The following is a 17,201-nucleotide window of genomic DNA, read 5'->3' on the forward strand; positions in this document are numbered from 1 at the left end:
ACCCTTCCGTCCTGCGGACACCTTCCCTTGAAAAAAGGGAAGGAATTGTGTAGAGGTTCCATTTGGATTTTTAGTTCAATTATTTTACTACTTATGATGCTCCCCTATTCTTTTCATTTGAAAGAGAAGGAATCATTTGAATTTTATTTAAAAATATCAATACATTCCCGATTTTTAACTCTCCTCCTTTTTTCAAGGAGGAGTGGATTTGGTTTCCACTAAAAGGAAACCAAAGACGAGGTGGTTTTTTCATAAAATAAGAAAGAAAAATTTTATTTGAAGCATTCCTTTTAAATTTAATTCATATTTTTTTATCCTTTACCCTTCCGTCCTGCGGACACCTTCCCTTGAAAAAAGGGAAGGAATTGTGTAGAGGTTCCATTTGGATTTTTAGTTCGATTATTTTACTACTTATGATGCTCCCCTATTCTTTTCATTTGAAAGAGAAGGAATCATTTGAATTTTATTTAAAAATATCAATACATTCCCGATTTTTAACTCTCCTCCTTTTTTCAAGGAGGAGTGGATTTGGTTTCCACTAAAAGGAAACCAAAGACGAGGTGGTTTTTTCATAAAATAAGACGAGGTGATTCTTTTTTACTTCTCAACCGTAACCCATTCCCCCTTAGTTCGTACCAAATACTCATTATCATACATCGCTTCTGCTTGAATGCCCGGTAAATAATAAGTTCCTAAGTAGGAGGCATTCAACATCACATTAAAGGTTTTGGTGCTGTATTTTCCTTTTTCGGGCAACTCGAAATAGAAGTTTACGCGGTCGTCTCTAATATCGGTATATCGTGCTTGACTTGTGGTAGCTTCTCCAAAGTCTGTAAAACGGGTGTTTACAATGTCCCATCCCGAAGGGAAAATTTCGGTCAATGCCACGTTTTGCACAGATTCATTTTTCAAATTACTAACGCTAACGGTTGCCACAAAATCTTGTCCTTGTTGCAATTTTGACACATCGATTTTATTGCCTTTTAAATCTTTGTACGCCACAGAAACACTCAATCCACGTTGTTCTGCAATTTCTTCACCTAACGGAAGTTTTCCAGAGTTCAAAATGCGGACATACACCACATTATCTTTATTGTTTTTTATGGACATCGTGTTTGCGTCTTCCATTACTTTCAAGTCGCGTTGCGCAATGGCACTTTTAGAATTGATGGTTTCCGTTTTTCCGTTAATGGTGTAACTGATATTTAATGTTTTTCCGCCGTTGGCGTTTACCATTTTTGCCATGGCGAGCAAACTATAAGCGGTGGTTTGTGTACTCATCCAACGGTTGCTCGATAAATCTTTTGCAATGTATTGCGCCAACTCCCTTGTTTTGGGGTTTTTGGTGAGTACCATAGTTTCTAAAGCCATCGCACGATTTCTATCTACCGAACCATACGTGTAATAATTGTATTTTGGCGGCAAGAAATTAATATTCGCCGTTTTTGAAATACTGGCACTCGCTTCTTTCTGACCAGCCAACGCATACGCTGCAGCCAAACGCCACTTGGCTTCGTTGGAAATTTCACTAAACTCCCGCAGACGGTTCATGGCAGCTAAATCCGGACTTCCCGCAAGTGCCAATGTATATAATCGGTATGCTTGTGCTAAATCCGGATTATAGGTTCTATAACTTGGACGCCAATCTCTAGCCGCTTGTTTTTGGTATTTTAACCAATTGTTTTTAAAGGTTAATGGCAGCACATAGCCTTTTTTCTCGGCCTCCATCATAAAATGCCCTGCATAACTGGTGCCCCAATCATCGGCAGTAGGTTCTCCTGCCCAATAACTTAAACCGCCATTTGGTTGTTGAAAATGCCCTAACTGAATGATGCCATTTTTAATATTGCTTTCAATGGCTTGCTTTTTATCATAGGTTAAATCAAAAATATCGGTTAAGAATAATTGCGGAAACACGCTCGATGTGGTTTGTTCTACACATCCATGTGGATATTGGATTAAGTATTGCAAACGACGTGAAAAATCCATGGGAGGCATGGTTGAAAACTCAACGGTTGCGGAATTTGTTCCAATTTCTCCAAATGTTGAAAAATCCAGATTTTCGGAGGCGTTGGCTTCCATGGTTTTGTCAATAGGAATAGACGTTATCGGGTTCGGATTGAAAACATCCAAGGCCACTCTATAAGTTGATTTTTCGCCGTTACCCGTCGCAATCACTTCAATGGTGCTAATGCCTTTTGCTTTACTAACATCCAATTCAAAATACGCCATTTGTTCGTCTGGTCTCGCAAATGATAAATTCTTCGTTTTTTCTCCAACTACATAAATGCCATTGCTCAATTTGAGGCTGATGTTCACGTTTTTCACTTTAGATTCCATAGCAAAAACGGTAACGGGAAGGGTTACTTTTTCTCCTGGACTTAATTTCCGCGGAAGCGTAGCCAATACCATCAAAGGTTTTTTAACTTCTACCGATTTGTCGGTGCTTCCATACGCTTTGGTGGTAGGGTTTCCAGCAACCACCATGGTTCGCACCGCACCAATATAATTCGGAAGCTTTATTTTATGTGTTTTGCTTTCGCCAGCTTTTAATGAGAAAGGGCCTAAATAGATAACCACAGGTTTAAATCTATTTGCTTTTTTGTTTTTTCCTGCAGCAGCACTTCCGTCGCCGCCAATAGCAAATACTTGGTCGATACTGCCACTGTATGCGCCAATAACGTCATCAAAAACATCCCAGGTTTTTACACCCAAAGCTTCACGTGCATAAAATTCGTCCCAAGCATTTGGCGTTTTAAAACGGGTTAAATCGAGCAAGCCTTCCTCAACAACAGCCAAGGTATAAGTCATCGCTTTTCTGTTTTTCTCTGAAACTTGTACTTGAAATTCCTGTTCGGGTTGTAATGTGTTGTGCATTTTTAGCTGAGGTTCCAATTTGGTTGATGGATCTTCAACCATAATAGGAATGACTCCGTACAATCGAATCGGCAAATCGTTGGCAGTTATGGCATGTGGTTGCAATAACGAAATATTGATAAACACATTGGGTGCCATTTCAGAAGTGATAGGAATTTCAACCGTAGTTTCGCCTTGTTTGGTTTTTGTCCATTTATAACTTAAAACCTCGGTGCCATTTTCAATGCTAACCAACGCACGACCTTCGCTACCCGATTGGAACTTTATTTTTGCCGTTTCACCCACATTGTAGTTTTCTTTATCTGCGGAAAACACCAACATTTTAGCAGCTTCTTTATCGCCAGCAGGGGTGTACCAGTTTTTATAAAAATAGGCGGTTTGTCCTGTGGCATGACCACTTATTGGATCAACCACTCGTATCAAATAGCGACCGCGTTGGTTATCTGGAATGTTTATTTTGAAATTTGATTTCCCATTCGCATCAGTGTTGATTTTGGTGTTTAAAAACGGTTTGTGGTAGGAACTGGACACGTAACTTGATAGGTTATCATAAGACGAATTCCACCACCAACGCCATTCCACTTTATAAACTTTCACTTCCAACTTATCACGTTTTAATGGTTTTCCGTTGGCATCCACCACAACCACATCAAACGTTTGGTTTTCATCCGTAAAAAATGAGCCATACGCATTTCCTTCAGGAGCGCGCAAGCCGATAAACGACTCGTAGGGCGTATATTGCTTGGTAAACGCATCCATGGAAAAGTCCCCGCCATTTTCAAAAGCACGCACCAAAAATTGAACATTCAACATGCCTGGGGCATTTTTGCCGATTTCCAGTTTTTTACTGATTTTTGCCAAACCATCAGCATCCACCGAACCTTCAAAAACATTGATTTCTTCGGTATTGAATTCCCTTGTTGGGTCATTAAAAATATAATCTTTATAATTTTTGAACGATGTGGTAGTACTACTGAATTTCGCCTTGATTTCTGCTTTTAAATTTTTTCCGGGTGCGCCATGAAGCCATTTTATATCCAACGTACCATTTAAAGGTTCTTTACTGGTGAGAATCTCGTTTTCAAAATCCACTTTAATTTTTAAGCGATTGGGTTTAACGGTCTCAATTTTTAAACCTTTATAAAACGATGCGCCACCAACCGAAACTTTGGCATTATAGTTTCCTGTTTTATCTTCGGAAGAAGTTGTAACTGTAAATTTGTAAAAGTTATTTAAGTGGTTTGAGGTTACGTTTTTATAAACCAATTTCCCGTTGGGGTCGGTAATTTCCATTTTAACAGGATGTCCTTTTGGTAAGGGATTCGTAAAATCGTTCAGGATAAAAGTCAAATGAAGCGTATCTCCCGGTCGCCAAACACCACGCTCGCCATAAATGTAGCCTTTAAGTCCGCGTTGTAAACTATTACCCGACACATCAAATTTACTTAACGATAGCGAGTTGCCATCAGCCAGTTTTATATATGTTGTGTTTTTTCCTTTTGAAACAATGGCAAACGCTGCATTTTTGTTCAGATCTACCTGCGTTAAACCTTCGTTGTCTGTTTGTGCTTTGGCAATTTCCTGTTGTTGGAAATTATAGAGTTTTACAGTCGCATTAGCTTCTGGATTGGTGGTTAAAATATTGGTAACCGCAAAATAATACGAGTTATTGCTGCCCTGTTTTACAATAACGCCCAAATTGGACGCCAATAGGTTTTGTGCCACTATTTTAGAGTCGTTGTAATACGCATCGTGGCAGGGGTTATTCTCTTCGCGCCATTTGTAGTTATAGTCTTTATAACTGTAACTTAGGTTGTCCCAATAGGCTTCTTCGCGCAATTCTTCTTCTTCGGGCGTGCTTTCTGTTTGATTGCTTTCGGAGTATTCTTCTTCGTAATACTCGTCATAATCATCATTTTCAGTAGTAGTTACGGTAGCATTGGCATCACAATTATATAAAGAATAAGTTTTGTTAAAACTCAGTTCCACCCGATAAATAGCACCTGGATCGGCATTAAAAAATTTGGATAAATCGATGCTGTAGGCTTTCCATTTCCCCGTGTTTTCGGCAGCGGTTTGTAGTTGAATGGTCTGTTTTGCAATGCGACGACCCACTTGCCTTATGGAATAAGATTCGTTATTGTTTAAATCGTTATCCTGTAAAAACTGAAGCACATTATCTTGGAAAATCTTAATGATTCTCACTTCCACCGCTTTTAAATTTACGGCTTCAAAATTGAATTTTAATTCTTGTGAATTTGGTAAAATACTGCCGTTACCAATCAAGCGCACTTCTGGTTTTAAATCTTCAAAAGCAATAATTTCAGAAAATGGTTTTTTAAGTTTGAAACCATCGGTATTTGTAATGCCTTGGAACACATCCACCTGGATATTCCCAACCAATCTGGATTCCGGATACACTTTCAACACATTCCCATCCACCACATATTTAGGGTTTTTCACCGTTTGAAGCGCTACCAATCCATCAAAGTTTTGTTGCTTTTTTAAGGGATCGGAAAAGTTGAGGGACAGATATTGTTCAGGCGCTTGAACAACATCAACCTTCACAATGGTAAAATTGTTGATTCCAGGAATAAATACGTTGTTTTCGCCTTCATTATCTGCTTTAATGGCTTTGCCGTTCCATTTTATTAGGATCTCGCTGTCTTCTCTTTTTCGGTTGATGCTATCAATTTTAAACTCAAATATTTTAGTGTGTTCACTCGTTTCATTAAAGGCAATCGGCAGTTTTTTTGAACCTTGGAAGGCTTCCACCAATTTTTTGGCATCTTGAAGTGACATAACATCTGCCGAACGCAACACCGCTTCCAAATACTGCCAATTTTTGCTGTACGATTGCAAATTATTGGTAACAATATTGAAATTTGGCGTGATGGTTTTAAACTGAAATGTGTATGTTTCAAAGTCTTTAGGGATTTTTTTGTAAATGTCGCTTAATTTTACGCTTACCGTATATTCGGTTGAAGGTTCCAAGTGTTCATCAGGCTTAAATTGAAGCGTGTGTTTGTTGGAAGCCATTAATTTCCCTTGAACATGGGGAGAAATAGTTATTATATCAGAAGTAATTTCCTTGCCCGGTTCCCAGCCTTCAACTTCTTTCGCCAAATTAATTTCAATGGGGTCTGCCACCGAAACCAAGCCAGAAGTGGTATAACTAATATATTCCCTGAACTTGAATAGATTATCGGTTTCTACTTCTTTCTTTTTGCAGGAAATAGCGAAGACAATGAAGAAGGCGCAGGTAAAAATCTTTTTTAGTGACATAGATTTATGGTTTTAAAACGAGGAAATTTACAAAAAGAAAGTATAGGTTGTTTCTGGTTAAACTAATCTCTATTATTTTCTCGTAATGTGGGTTCATTTAACGTTAAATGGTTCTTAAAATTTCCGTTAAGTAATTGGCGAACTCATTTAAACTTTTTGGATTGAAGCGAAAATTAATCATTTTGTGACCAGTTGAAGGCTTTTTTTAGTTGCATAGCATCGTTACGGAAGTAAAAAAAGACAAAAAATGGGTGCAAAAGGATAATTTTTTAGCCAATTGAAAAAAATTAAATGAGTTCGGCATTAATCCTTGTACATCCCAATAAAAAGGTCTCCTTTATCATTCATGGTGGCTCTAAACATTCCAGATGTATTGAATTCCATAACCATGTTCCCGTATTTATCTACGGCAATAATGCCGCCATCGCCTCCAAGTTCCGGTATCTTTTTTTGAATGACTTCCTGTGCTGCCTCCTTTAAGCTTAATCCTTTATAGTCCATCAAAGCTGAAATATCATAAGCAACCACACCTCTTATAAAAAACTCGCCCCATCCGGTACTAGAAACAGCACAAGTTTTATTATTGGCGTATGTGCCAGCACCTATTATGGGAGCATCGCCAATACGTCCCCAACGTTTATTGGTCATACCTCCTGTTGAAGTTCCTGCCGCTAGGTTGCCTTGTTTATCCAATGCCACACAACCCACAGTTCCAAATTTTGAACCTTTTATTTCTTCATTATAAAAAGCCGTTTTTTGGGAATTCTTGACACGTTGGAGTGCGTTATAGCTTCTTTCGGTATAAAAATAACTGGGATCCACAATTTCTAAACCTTGTTCTTGTGCAAAAGTTTCGGCACCTTTTCCGGAAAGCATAACATGCGGAGAATATTCCATTACCGCCCTTGCCAAATGTATCGGGTTTTTAACAATGGTCGTGCCTGCCGACGCACCAGCTTTTAAAGTTTCCCCATCCATAATAGAGGCATCATGCTCATTAGTTTCAGCATTTGTGAAAACGGCACCTTTGCCAGCATTAAAAAGTGGCGAATCTTCTAAAATGGTAATTGTTTTTTGAACAGCATCCAGACTGGAACCTCCATTTTTTAGAATCCCATAACCAACCCGAATGGCTTCTTCCAACTTAGTTTTATAAAGTGTTTCTTGTTCTGGCGACATGTTTTTCTTCAAAATAGTTCCAGCACCACCATGGATAACGATTGAAAATTGCGATTGCTTTTGTTGAATATTATCAATCTTTGCAGTAGAATTCTTTTTACAAGAAACCATTAGGGATATAGCAGCGAGAAGAATTAATTTTTTCATTATGGAATGTATGGATTATGGCACTAAGTTAACAGTTTTATCGTTATTTAACTTTAATAAAAAATGACTTTTTATTGCTATATTCGCAAACAAACAAGCTTATAATAGAACTCATTTAAACTTTTTGGATTGAGGCGAAAATTAATCATTTTGTGATTAGTTGAAGGCTTTTTTTAGTTGTATAGCATCGCTACGTAACTAAAAAAGGTAAAAAATAGGTGCAAAAGGATAATTTTTTAGCCAATTGAAAAACTTTAAATGAGTTTTCATAATAAATCAATAAACATGCAAGCTATAACAACCCATTTCGGCATACAAAAAGCACTTCAAATTTTAGGTGTTAAAGATATAAATGAAGGTACATCCACAGGTTCCAACAACTTTTCGAACGGAGACGTTTTAGAATCTTATTCCCCAGTTGACGGCCATTTAATTGGAAAAGTTGCTACCACGACGCAAGAAGATTATGAAAAAGTAATGGATGCCGCAACACAAGCATTTAAAACTTGGAGGTTGATGCCAGCGCCACAGCGCGGGGAAATCGTGCGACAGTTTGGAGATAAATTGAGAGAGAAAAAGGAAGCTTTAGGAAAATTGGTATCGTATGAAATGGGCAAATCCTATCAAGAAGGGTTAGGAGAAGTCCAGGAGATGATCGATATCTGCGATTTTGCCGTTGGATTATCACGCCAGTTGCATGGGTTCACCATGCATTCTGAACGTCCGGGACATCGCATGTACGAGCAATACCATCCTCTTGGAGTGGTCGGGATTATTTCGGCATTTAACTTTCCAGTGGCTGTTTGGGCGTGGAATACCACATTGGCATGGATTTGTGGCGATGTATGCGTTTGGAAACCCAGCGAAAAAGCGCCTCTTTGCGGCATTGCCTGCCAAAATATTGCCGCCGAGGTTTTTAAGGCAAACAACTTGCCCGAAGGCATTTCATGTTTAATAAATGGCGATTATAAAGTGGGTGAATTCATGACAAAAGATACCCGGGTTCCGTTAATTTCGGCTACAGGCTCTACCAAAATGGGTAAAATAGTGGCACAGGAAGTGGCGGGACGTTTAGGGAAATCGTTGTTGGAATTAGGAGGCAACAACGCCATCATCGTTACCCCGGATGCGGATATTAAAATGACCGTTATCGGTGCTGTTTTTGGCGCGGTGGGCACCTGCGGACAACGTTGTACCTCAACACGTCGATTGATTATCCATGAATCGGTTTATGATAAAGTTAAAATAGCTATAACCGATGCTTATAAACAATTGCGTATTGGAAATCCGTTGGATGAAAAAAACCATGTAGGCCCTTTGATTGATACAGATGCTGTAAAAATGTATCAAAATGCCTTAACAAAAGTGGTTGAAGAAGGTGGGAACTTGGTTATTGAAGGCGGCGTTTTAAACGGTGAAGGTTTTGAAAGTGGTTGTTATGTAAAACCAGCCATTGCCGAAGCAAAACCCGAATTCAAAATTGTGCAGCATGAAACTTTTGCGCCAGTTTTGTACTTATTGAAATATTCTGGTGGTGTTGAAAATGCGATTGCTATTCAAAATAAGGTAGCTCAGGGACTGTCCTCCGCCATTATGACGAATAATTTACGGGAAGCAGAACGTTTTCTATCGGTTGCTGGGTCTGATTGTGGGATTGCCAATGTTAATATTGGGACATCGGGTGCCGAAATTGGTGGTGCTTTTGGTGGCGAAAAAGAAACGGGTGGCGGTCGCGAATCGGGGAGTGATGCGTGGAAAGTGTATATGCGACGCCAAACCAATACGATTAATTATACCACGGAATTACCGTTAGCGCAGGGGATAAAGTTTGATTTATAAATTAGGCTTTACGAAATAAACAACTATGGATTTGACACCCCTAATTCTGACAAGGAATGACATTACTAATGAATAAAATACTAGCAATGCTAATTGTTATTCTTGCTAAAGCAGGAATCCAACTATGAAAATAGATTCCACATTTAGAACAAAAAGACAAAATTGTTGAAATAAGTTTATAGAAACTAAAGTAACCACAATGAAATTGTAGGCTTTTAAACTTTAACTAAATGATGTGAACCCAGTGTTGAAAGTCTTGAAACCTATTAGGATTTAGAATAAATATTAGGGGCTTTAGCCCTAAAATCTTCGTAGATACAATTAATAAAATAAAAAGGGGCGTAGCCCTGTAATCTTCGTTAAATAACACCAAAACGACAAGAAAGATGGAGTCGTGAAATGTAATAAACAAGGCAAACATGTTCCCAATTATTTTCAAAGATGTCAGGGCTAACACCCCTAGTTCATTTTCATGATACATTTTGCTACTAAGACTACAGGACTAACGCCCTTAAGTTTAACACACACTCCAATTTTCATTCGATTGAATAGTTACTATATTTTAACTCTTGATTCGCGTAAATAATAAAAAATAAGGTTTAATGGTCAAAAATAAACTTTGGTTGATACAAAAATTTATCAACACCCACGCATTAAAATAGAGCTATTGGTTTTAATACGTTTGCTCTGATATTTAGCCATTTTTAATGCTAATTATTATAAATTTGCTATGTTCCCAAAATATGTATTTTTATTACGCACTAAGTTTTGCAATAAAAATCAGTTTTAAACGGTAACCAAAAAATGATTTCTAAAGTAAAACACCTTAAAAATGATATTACACACATCCAATAGTTTAAAGTTTTTTACTCCAGAAGATTCCAATAATCTAGGTGCTGTTTTTTTTGATACAGGTATTTCGGCGGGGTTTCCATCACCTGCTGAAGATTTTAAAGAGGAACGTTTATCTCTAGATAAAGAATTGATAAGAAACAAAGAAGCTACTTTTTTTGCACGTGTTAGTGGACAATCCATGATTGGTGCTGGACTGGACGATAACGATTTGTTGGTGATAGACAAGAGTTTAGAGCCTACAAACAACAAAATTGCGGTGTGTTTTCTTGATGGGGAATTTACTGTAAAACGGCTGAGGGTAGATAAAGAAGGGGTTTGGTTGCAACCCGAAAACCCGAATTATCCCATAATAAAAATTACGGAAGAAAACGATTTTGTCATTTGGGGCATTGTTACCAATATTATCAAAAGGGTGTAAACAAAAAACGCGAAGCATCAGCTTCACGTTTTTAATATATTGAACTCATATTGTGTGAATATAGATTTAGTCCACTAAAATAATAATCTTGTTGTCCTTCATCTCTAAAGTTCCGGAGCTTATTTTTAATAAAGTCGTGTTTTTATCGCCTTTAGTAAATTTATCCTTAACGGCGTCCTCTAATTCCATATTACCTGAAATTTTTATGTAACCTTCCTTTAATAAAGAAATAATGGACGCATGGTTATTCAACATTTCAAAACCTCCATTAACTCCAGGAACATTCACGCTAGTTACTTCTCCGCTAAATAAAGTGGCCTCCGGTGATACAATTTCTAAATACATAGTTAAACTTGTTTAACTGCCCTGAACTTGTTTCAGGGTCATTTAATTTTTATTCAAGATTCAATTTAAAAGATGCTGAAATAAATTCAGCATTAGCTTCGGCTACGCCTCAGCTAACATTTTATCTCCCGCCTCAATGGCTTCCTCGATAGTTCCTTTAAGGTTGAACGCAGCTTCAGGTATGTGATCCAATTCCCCATCCATAATCATGTTAAACCCTTTGATGGTTTCCTTAATATCAACCAATACCCCAGGAATACCTGTAAATTGCTCCGCTACGTGGAATGGCTGCGATAAGAAACGTTGAACACGTCTTGCACGTCCAACAGCCAATTTATCATCTTCTGAAAGTTCTTCCATGCCTAGGATGGCGATAATATCCTGTAATTCTTTATAGTGTTGCAGCAATTTTTTTACACGTTGTGCACAAGCATAATGCTCTTTCCCTAAAATATCGGCAGTTAAGATTCTTGACGTAGAATCCAATGGATCCACAGCAGGGTAAATACCTAGCTCAGAAATTTTACGAGACAATACCGTTGTGGCATCTAAGTGGGCAAAGGTTGTGGCAGGAGCAGGATCCGTTAAATCGTCCGCAGGTACGTAAACCGCTTGCACCGATGTAATAGAACCTTTTTTAGTTGATGTGATACGTTCTTGCATGGCACCCATCTCTGTTGCCAATGTTGGTTGGTAACCTACCGCAGAAGGCATACGGCCCAATAATGCAGATACTTCGGACCCGGCTTGTGTAAAACGGAAAATGTTATCAACAAAGAAAAGGACATCTTTCCCTTGGCCTTCTCCAGCACCATCACGGAAATATTCCGCAATAGTTAAACCAGATAATGCAACACGAGCACGCGCCCCGGGAGGTTCGTTCATTTGTCCAAATACAAAAGCTGCCTTAGATTCTTTTAGCACTGTTTTATCAACGCTTTTAAGGTCCCAACCGCCGCCTTCCATTGAATGCATAAAGTCCTTCCCATATTTAATAATGCCAGACTCCAACATCTCACGAAGTAAATCGTTTCCTTCACGGGTTCTTTCTCCTACGCCTGCAAACACAGAAAGACCACCATGAGCTTTGGCTATATTGTTGATCAACTCCATCAGTAATACTGTTTTGCCTACACCAGCACCACCAAATAAACCAATTTTACCACCTTTTGCATAAGGCTCAATAAGGTCGATTACTTTAATACCGGTAAATAAAACTTCCGTTGAGGTCGATAAATCTTCAAATTTTGGTGCTTGACGGTGGATGGGTAACCCGGATTTCCCTGTTTTAGGCAAATTTCCAAGACCATCAATGGCATCACCGATCACATTAAATAAACGTCCGTAAATATCTTCGCCAACAGGCATTTGTATAGGTGATCCCGTTGCTGTAACCAAGGTCCCTCTGCTTAAACCATCCGAAGAATCCATAGCAATGGTACGCACGGTATCCTCACCAATGTGAGATTGTACTTCTAACACCAATAAAGAACCATCTGCTCTTTTAATTTCTAAGGAATCATAGATTTTTGGAAGTTCTGAACCTGCCCCGAATTCAACATCGATAACCGGACCTACTATTTGTGCAACCTTACCTGTAACTTTAGCCATTACTTATCTGTTTAATATTATGCGATTTAATTGTATGAAAACAGTTTTAGTTTTCGCGTGCAAAGATATACCTTTTAATTTAAAATAAAAGTTGTTTTTTGCTTTTTTGCAATAAAAAAACACCTTCTTCCGAGGCCTCGGAAGAAGGTGTTTTTAAGGATATATTTTTTAATTATTTTAATGCAGGAGAATAATTTGTTGGATAATCCGCTGCTTTGGCAATACTTCCTGAAGCTACAAAGTTAGAACCAAATTTGGCATCTATAGCTTCTAAAAATTTATTAGCCATATACGCATAACCTCTTGCGTTTAAATGAATGCCATCTAAACCAATGGCACCACCAGTCACTAAATTTGCTTTTAGGGTAAAACCGTTAAATTTAACGCCTGTTGTTGCTAATTGGGTTAGAATACCGTTTAGGTCAACTAATGCAATATTGGGGTTAGAACTAGCTACTGCAGCAATGGAAGCATTATAAGCATCGGTTGCTGCTTTTATTTCAACTTGTTCACTTGGTAATAATACCCACTTATCAGCCAATGGTACACTAACACCATTAATTAATTGTGGATTGCCACCTACTGTAGTTCCTATAAATGACATACTTGGTAAAACCAGTAAATCCGCAGCGGTTGCTTGTCTCATATTGGTTAAAGCAGCATTAATACCTGTTAAATTAGATAAAGTTTCGTCTAAAATCAATACCGCATTTTTACCTGCAACAAAATTTACTTTGCGCTTATCTACTTCAGCTTGATTAAAATTTGGTGCAGCAGCGGCAGGAATTAAACCAGCATTGATGCCATTTAAAACGTTTTGCAATCCAGCATTATACGCAGCAAAAGCAGCATTTAATTGTGCAGCAGTGGCAGCATCTAAAGGAACAGCATTATAAGGAACCGTTGTAAAATGTGGTAAATCTGTGATGTAAGGCACATTCGTTACAACGCCTTTTACCCCACCAGCGGTTAAAGTAGTAACAAGGGTTGCAAAAGTTTGGTCAAAACCTACACCTGGAGGGCCTGCACTTGGTGTAATTGTATTTGTTCCATCACCACCTGAAACCGCAAATCCTAATACATCATTACCTCCAATTTCCGATAAGGTAAAAAAAGTTGGCTTTTGTACCATAGCATCTCCTAGGATGGTGGCAGTAGGGCTTGAAGCCATTCTTATAAAATAAGGATTTGCCGTTTGGGTCGCTAAATTTGCAGGATTCCCATAACCATTAAAAAGCAAATGGAAACTTTTAGCCCCTGGAACGCCCATATTTGTAAAAGGCCCTGTAGGTTTATTGGTAAGAATATCGGTGCTTACAGTTATAGGACCAATAACGGTTTCCAATGCAACGGGACCAGCACCCCCAAAAACCAATCTAGGTTCAAAACCAGGTATTCTGGAACCTCCAGCAGCTAATCCTCCATAGTTATCGTTGGTTAAAGGTTGGGTAAAAGCAGTGCCACCAATTTTAGCGAATTCTTTTGATAAAATATTTGGAAACGAATTTTGTTGAGCGGCTTTAAACAGCGCATTATCTGTGAATCCCGCAGTAAATGACGCACCTACTGCCACATATTTTGAAAAATCTGCACTTCCTGAAGTCAACTCAGGTAAAACAACTTCTTTTGGTAAAATAGTATCTTCTTCATTACAAGAAAAGAAACCGATTAAAAGTAATAACAGGAATATATATCGAGTGTTCATAGTTAAATTTTTATAAGTTATTGATTGTCCATGATAGATAGTACATAGAACCTATTTGGCCTGTTCCCACGGCCGTGAAATACTCATCACCTAAAAGATTTGATGCGCCCGCTTTAAAGGTAGATTTTAGTGACGGCACTCGGTAATTGATTTGTGCATCTACCACGTTATAAGCTGGCACCTCGCCTGTAGCGAAGGAGGCTTCCCATACATAATTATCACTCCATCTCCAAGCCACATTAAATCCGAAATTTTTAAATAAATCGGTATTACCAAAAGAGGCTTTTACTTTATGTTCTGGCGTATTAAAGTTTGTTTGCGTGTTTGGATTTGCAACTCTATCGAAATCTAATTTTGTAAATGTGTAGTTCGTTTCAAAATCAAAATTTCCAAATACTTTAGTACTTACACCTATAGCCGCACCATAAGAGTTTACATCTGCCGTAGTGTTTGTATAAGCTCTAAACGCTTGAAAATCTGAATTTGCTATTGCCGCTATAGCTAATGGTGTTGTATTAGGAAGCTGTTGGGTTAATTGAACATCTCCGTAAAAAGGGTTTATTACATCTCTAGTAGCAAGAAAATCCTTGTACTGGTTTAGATACGTACTAAAATCTACAATAAATTTATCGATTTTTCCTCTATAACCTATTTCAAAAGAACTTACTTGCTCTGGTTTTACAAGTTCAGGATTTGCAATTTGCAAATCGGCAGGGTTTCTAGAGGCTGCAAATGCTGTTACCGAGCTTCTTGTAAAAGAGTTATTATAAGCGCCCGCACCATTAAAAGTTAAGCTATTGCTACCTATAATAGCCTGTCCTATTGGAGATAGCCCATTACCAGCACTTACGGTTTTGCTAAATCTTTCAGGATTATCTGCGGCACCACCAATTAAAACAATAGGACCTACATTGAAACCAATATATAAGGCTTGCGTATCTGGATTTCTAAAACCAGTTTGAAATGAGGCTCTAATATTATGATTTTCTTTTTCACCTATGTTGTATCCTAAAGATATTCTTGGAGATAAAAAGGCATCAAAAAGTTGCGATTTATCATAACGAAGGGATGCTGTTAGTTTTAAACGGTCGTCTTCTAAAAATTTCTTTTGGAGTTGTGAATATAAACCAACTTCAGAGTAATAAATTTCACTCAGTCTATCTGTGTATATAGCGCCTGACGAATTTAAAACATATTGTCTAGCAGAACCGCCAACTTGTATTTCTGCAAAATCGGTAAGGTGGCTAAAATTATAATTAGCATCGGCATGATAAATTTTGGACTCACTTTTTAATTGACTTCCCGTTAAAACATCGGGGTCACTAGTTACTTTGTTTAAAGCATTAATAAACTCGGGAGTCCCAGGTTCAAATCTTCCAGTATCTGCTACTTGTCTGGCATTTGCGTGAGCTTCGTTAGCGTTCAATCCAGCTAGTGTGCCTGTAATAAAAGCACCGGCATACTGGCCAAACCAATCATTATCTGATTTCCATTGTCTGTTTAAATTCACACCTGTAAAAACCATGTCATAAGAATCTCCAGCATTATCGGCAGTTAGATAGCCTCTTACAAAAAAGTTCTTATTTTTTATTTCCAGTTTATGTTGTTGTAGGAAGAAATTCTCGATTCGGTATCTATTGGAACCTTGATATATAGTAGACCCAGATCCTATTTTACCAACATATTGTATTTCAAAATCATTTTCCCAAGGGCGGAAATATAAACCCCAGTCTGCTTTAATACTTTTCGCATTATAATCGGTTAAATCCCTTTCGGCATATCCAGTTCTACTAACAGCTACATCAGGTACTAAATTAGCAAGTGCTGGGTTTGGTAATTGAGCTAGAAAATCAGGGTTACTTTTAACGACACTAAGATTTGAGCTAACCAAATCTCCGTAAACATTTACACCATCATAATCTATATCATTTTCTCGGGTACTGTTTGGTTTAATAAACGAGGTGTTTCTGTCTTTTCCTCGGGTGTCATTAGCTACCCAATCGGTACCATCCAAATAACCAAAGTTAATTTTTCCCGCAAATTTGTTACTAAATTTATGAGCTGCTCGAATACCATAATCTTTATATTCGTTATTTCCGGCTGCTTCTTGCGATGTGACACCAAATTTGTAATAAGCACTTATTCCAGCATGGTCAAAAGGGTTTTTGCTTCGCATAAATAAAATACCGTTAAAAGCATTGGCACCGTAAAGTGCAGATGATGCACCAGGTAATAACTCAACACTTTGTACATCGGTTTCTATCATGCCCAATAAGTTACCCAAAGCGAAATTAAGGGTTGGTGCCGCATTATCCATACCATCAACCAATTGCATAAACCGCGTATTGGCAAATGTGGCGAAACCTCTTGTGTTAACGGACTTAAATGTTAAACTATTGGTGTTCACATCTACACCTTTTAGGTTTTCCAGTCCGTCGTAAAACTCTGCCGATGCGGTATTTTTAATGTCTTTAAGTCCGAAACGCTCAATAGTTACAGGCGATTCGAAAACTCGCTCGGGTGTTCTAGATGCAGAAATAACAACTTCATCCAACGATGTTCCTTCTTTAAGAACAAAGTTGATCGTTTGATTGTTTGAGGTCACTTTGATTACAACAGTTTCAAAACCAACGCTACTTGCTTGTAAAGAAAAAGGCGGATTTTGATTAGCATTAAGTGAAAATTTACCATCAAAGTCTGTAACAGTACCGGTTGAAGTTCCTACAACTATGATGTTTGCTCCTGGGATTGGCTGACTATTATTATCAACTACGGAGCCTGAAATTTTTGTTTGCGAGTAAGTCATACCACAAAAAAACAACAGTAATAATGGGAGAATTGTTTTCATTTAGTTATAAATTAGTTTATTGGTATAGGCGTTTAAGTCGCAATAAGTTATTTTTGCCAAATGGCAGAATCAAATATTTTTAGAGGAGTGAA

The 17,201-nt window shown here is 38.0% G+C and carries 8 protein-coding genes; 2 read left to right on the top strand and 6 right to left on the bottom strand.

Annotated elements, in window-relative coordinates; genetic code table 11:
* Window positions 1-597 precede the first annotated feature (597 nt).
* The gene (locus ACU1LP_RS17570) at window positions 598-6,162 is read right to left on the bottom strand and encodes an alpha-2-macroglobulin family protein (RefSeq protein WP_445736925.1); all 5,565 of its coding nucleotides are present in this window, start codon (window positions 6,160-6,162) and stop codon (window positions 598-600) included.
* A 303-nt stretch (window positions 6,163-6,465) separates the two neighbouring features.
* Window positions 6,466-7,488, bottom strand: coding sequence for an isoaspartyl peptidase/L-asparaginase family protein (locus ACU1LP_RS17575; RefSeq protein WP_445734535.1), 1,023 nt, complete (start codon window positions 7,486-7,488; stop codon window positions 6,466-6,468).
* A gap of 285 nt (window positions 7,489-7,773) precedes the next feature.
* On the opposite strand from ACU1LP_RS17575, the gene amaB reads away from it, so the two are divergent.
* Window positions 7,774-9,327, top strand: a complete 1,554-nt coding sequence (amaB, locus tag ACU1LP_RS17580) for an L-piperidine-6-carboxylate dehydrogenase (protein WP_445734536.1) — start codon at window positions 7,774-7,776, stop codon at window positions 9,325-9,327.
* Between the two features lie 832 nt (window positions 9,328-10,159).
* Window positions 10,160-10,600 (top strand): LexA family protein, encoded by a 441-nt coding sequence (locus tag ACU1LP_RS17585; RefSeq protein ID WP_445732771.1) that lies wholly within the window; start codon window positions 10,160-10,162, stop codon window positions 10,598-10,600.
* Window positions 10,601-10,666: 66 nt separating this feature from the next.
* Here ACU1LP_RS17585 and ACU1LP_RS17590 read toward each other — a convergent pair whose 3' ends face one another.
* The 4 genes from ACU1LP_RS17590 to ACU1LP_RS17605 form a co-directional block, all read right to left on the bottom strand.
* Window positions 10,667-10,945, bottom strand: coding sequence for a F0F1 ATP synthase subunit epsilon (locus tag ACU1LP_RS17590; protein WP_445732770.1), 279 nt, complete (start codon window positions 10,943-10,945; stop codon window positions 10,667-10,669).
* Between the two features lie 102 nt (window positions 10,946-11,047).
* Window positions 11,048-12,556 (bottom strand): F0F1 ATP synthase subunit beta, encoded by a 1,509-nt coding sequence (gene atpD, locus ACU1LP_RS17595; protein ID WP_445736926.1) that lies wholly within the window; start codon window positions 12,554-12,556, stop codon window positions 11,048-11,050.
* A gap of 172 nt (window positions 12,557-12,728) precedes the next feature.
* Entirely contained in the window at window positions 12,729-14,261 is a 1,533-nt protein-coding gene (locus tag ACU1LP_RS17600) for a G-D-S-L family lipolytic protein (protein WP_445736927.1), read from the bottom strand.
* A 10-nt stretch (window positions 14,262-14,271) separates the two neighbouring features.
* Complete coding sequence (locus tag ACU1LP_RS17605) at window positions 14,272-17,109, bottom strand: TonB-dependent receptor (RefSeq protein WP_445736928.1); 2,838 nt, start codon at window positions 17,107-17,109, stop codon at window positions 14,272-14,274.
* Window positions 17,110-17,201: the final 92 nt, after the last annotated feature.

Source organism: Mariniflexile sp. (genome assembly GCF_052728615.1).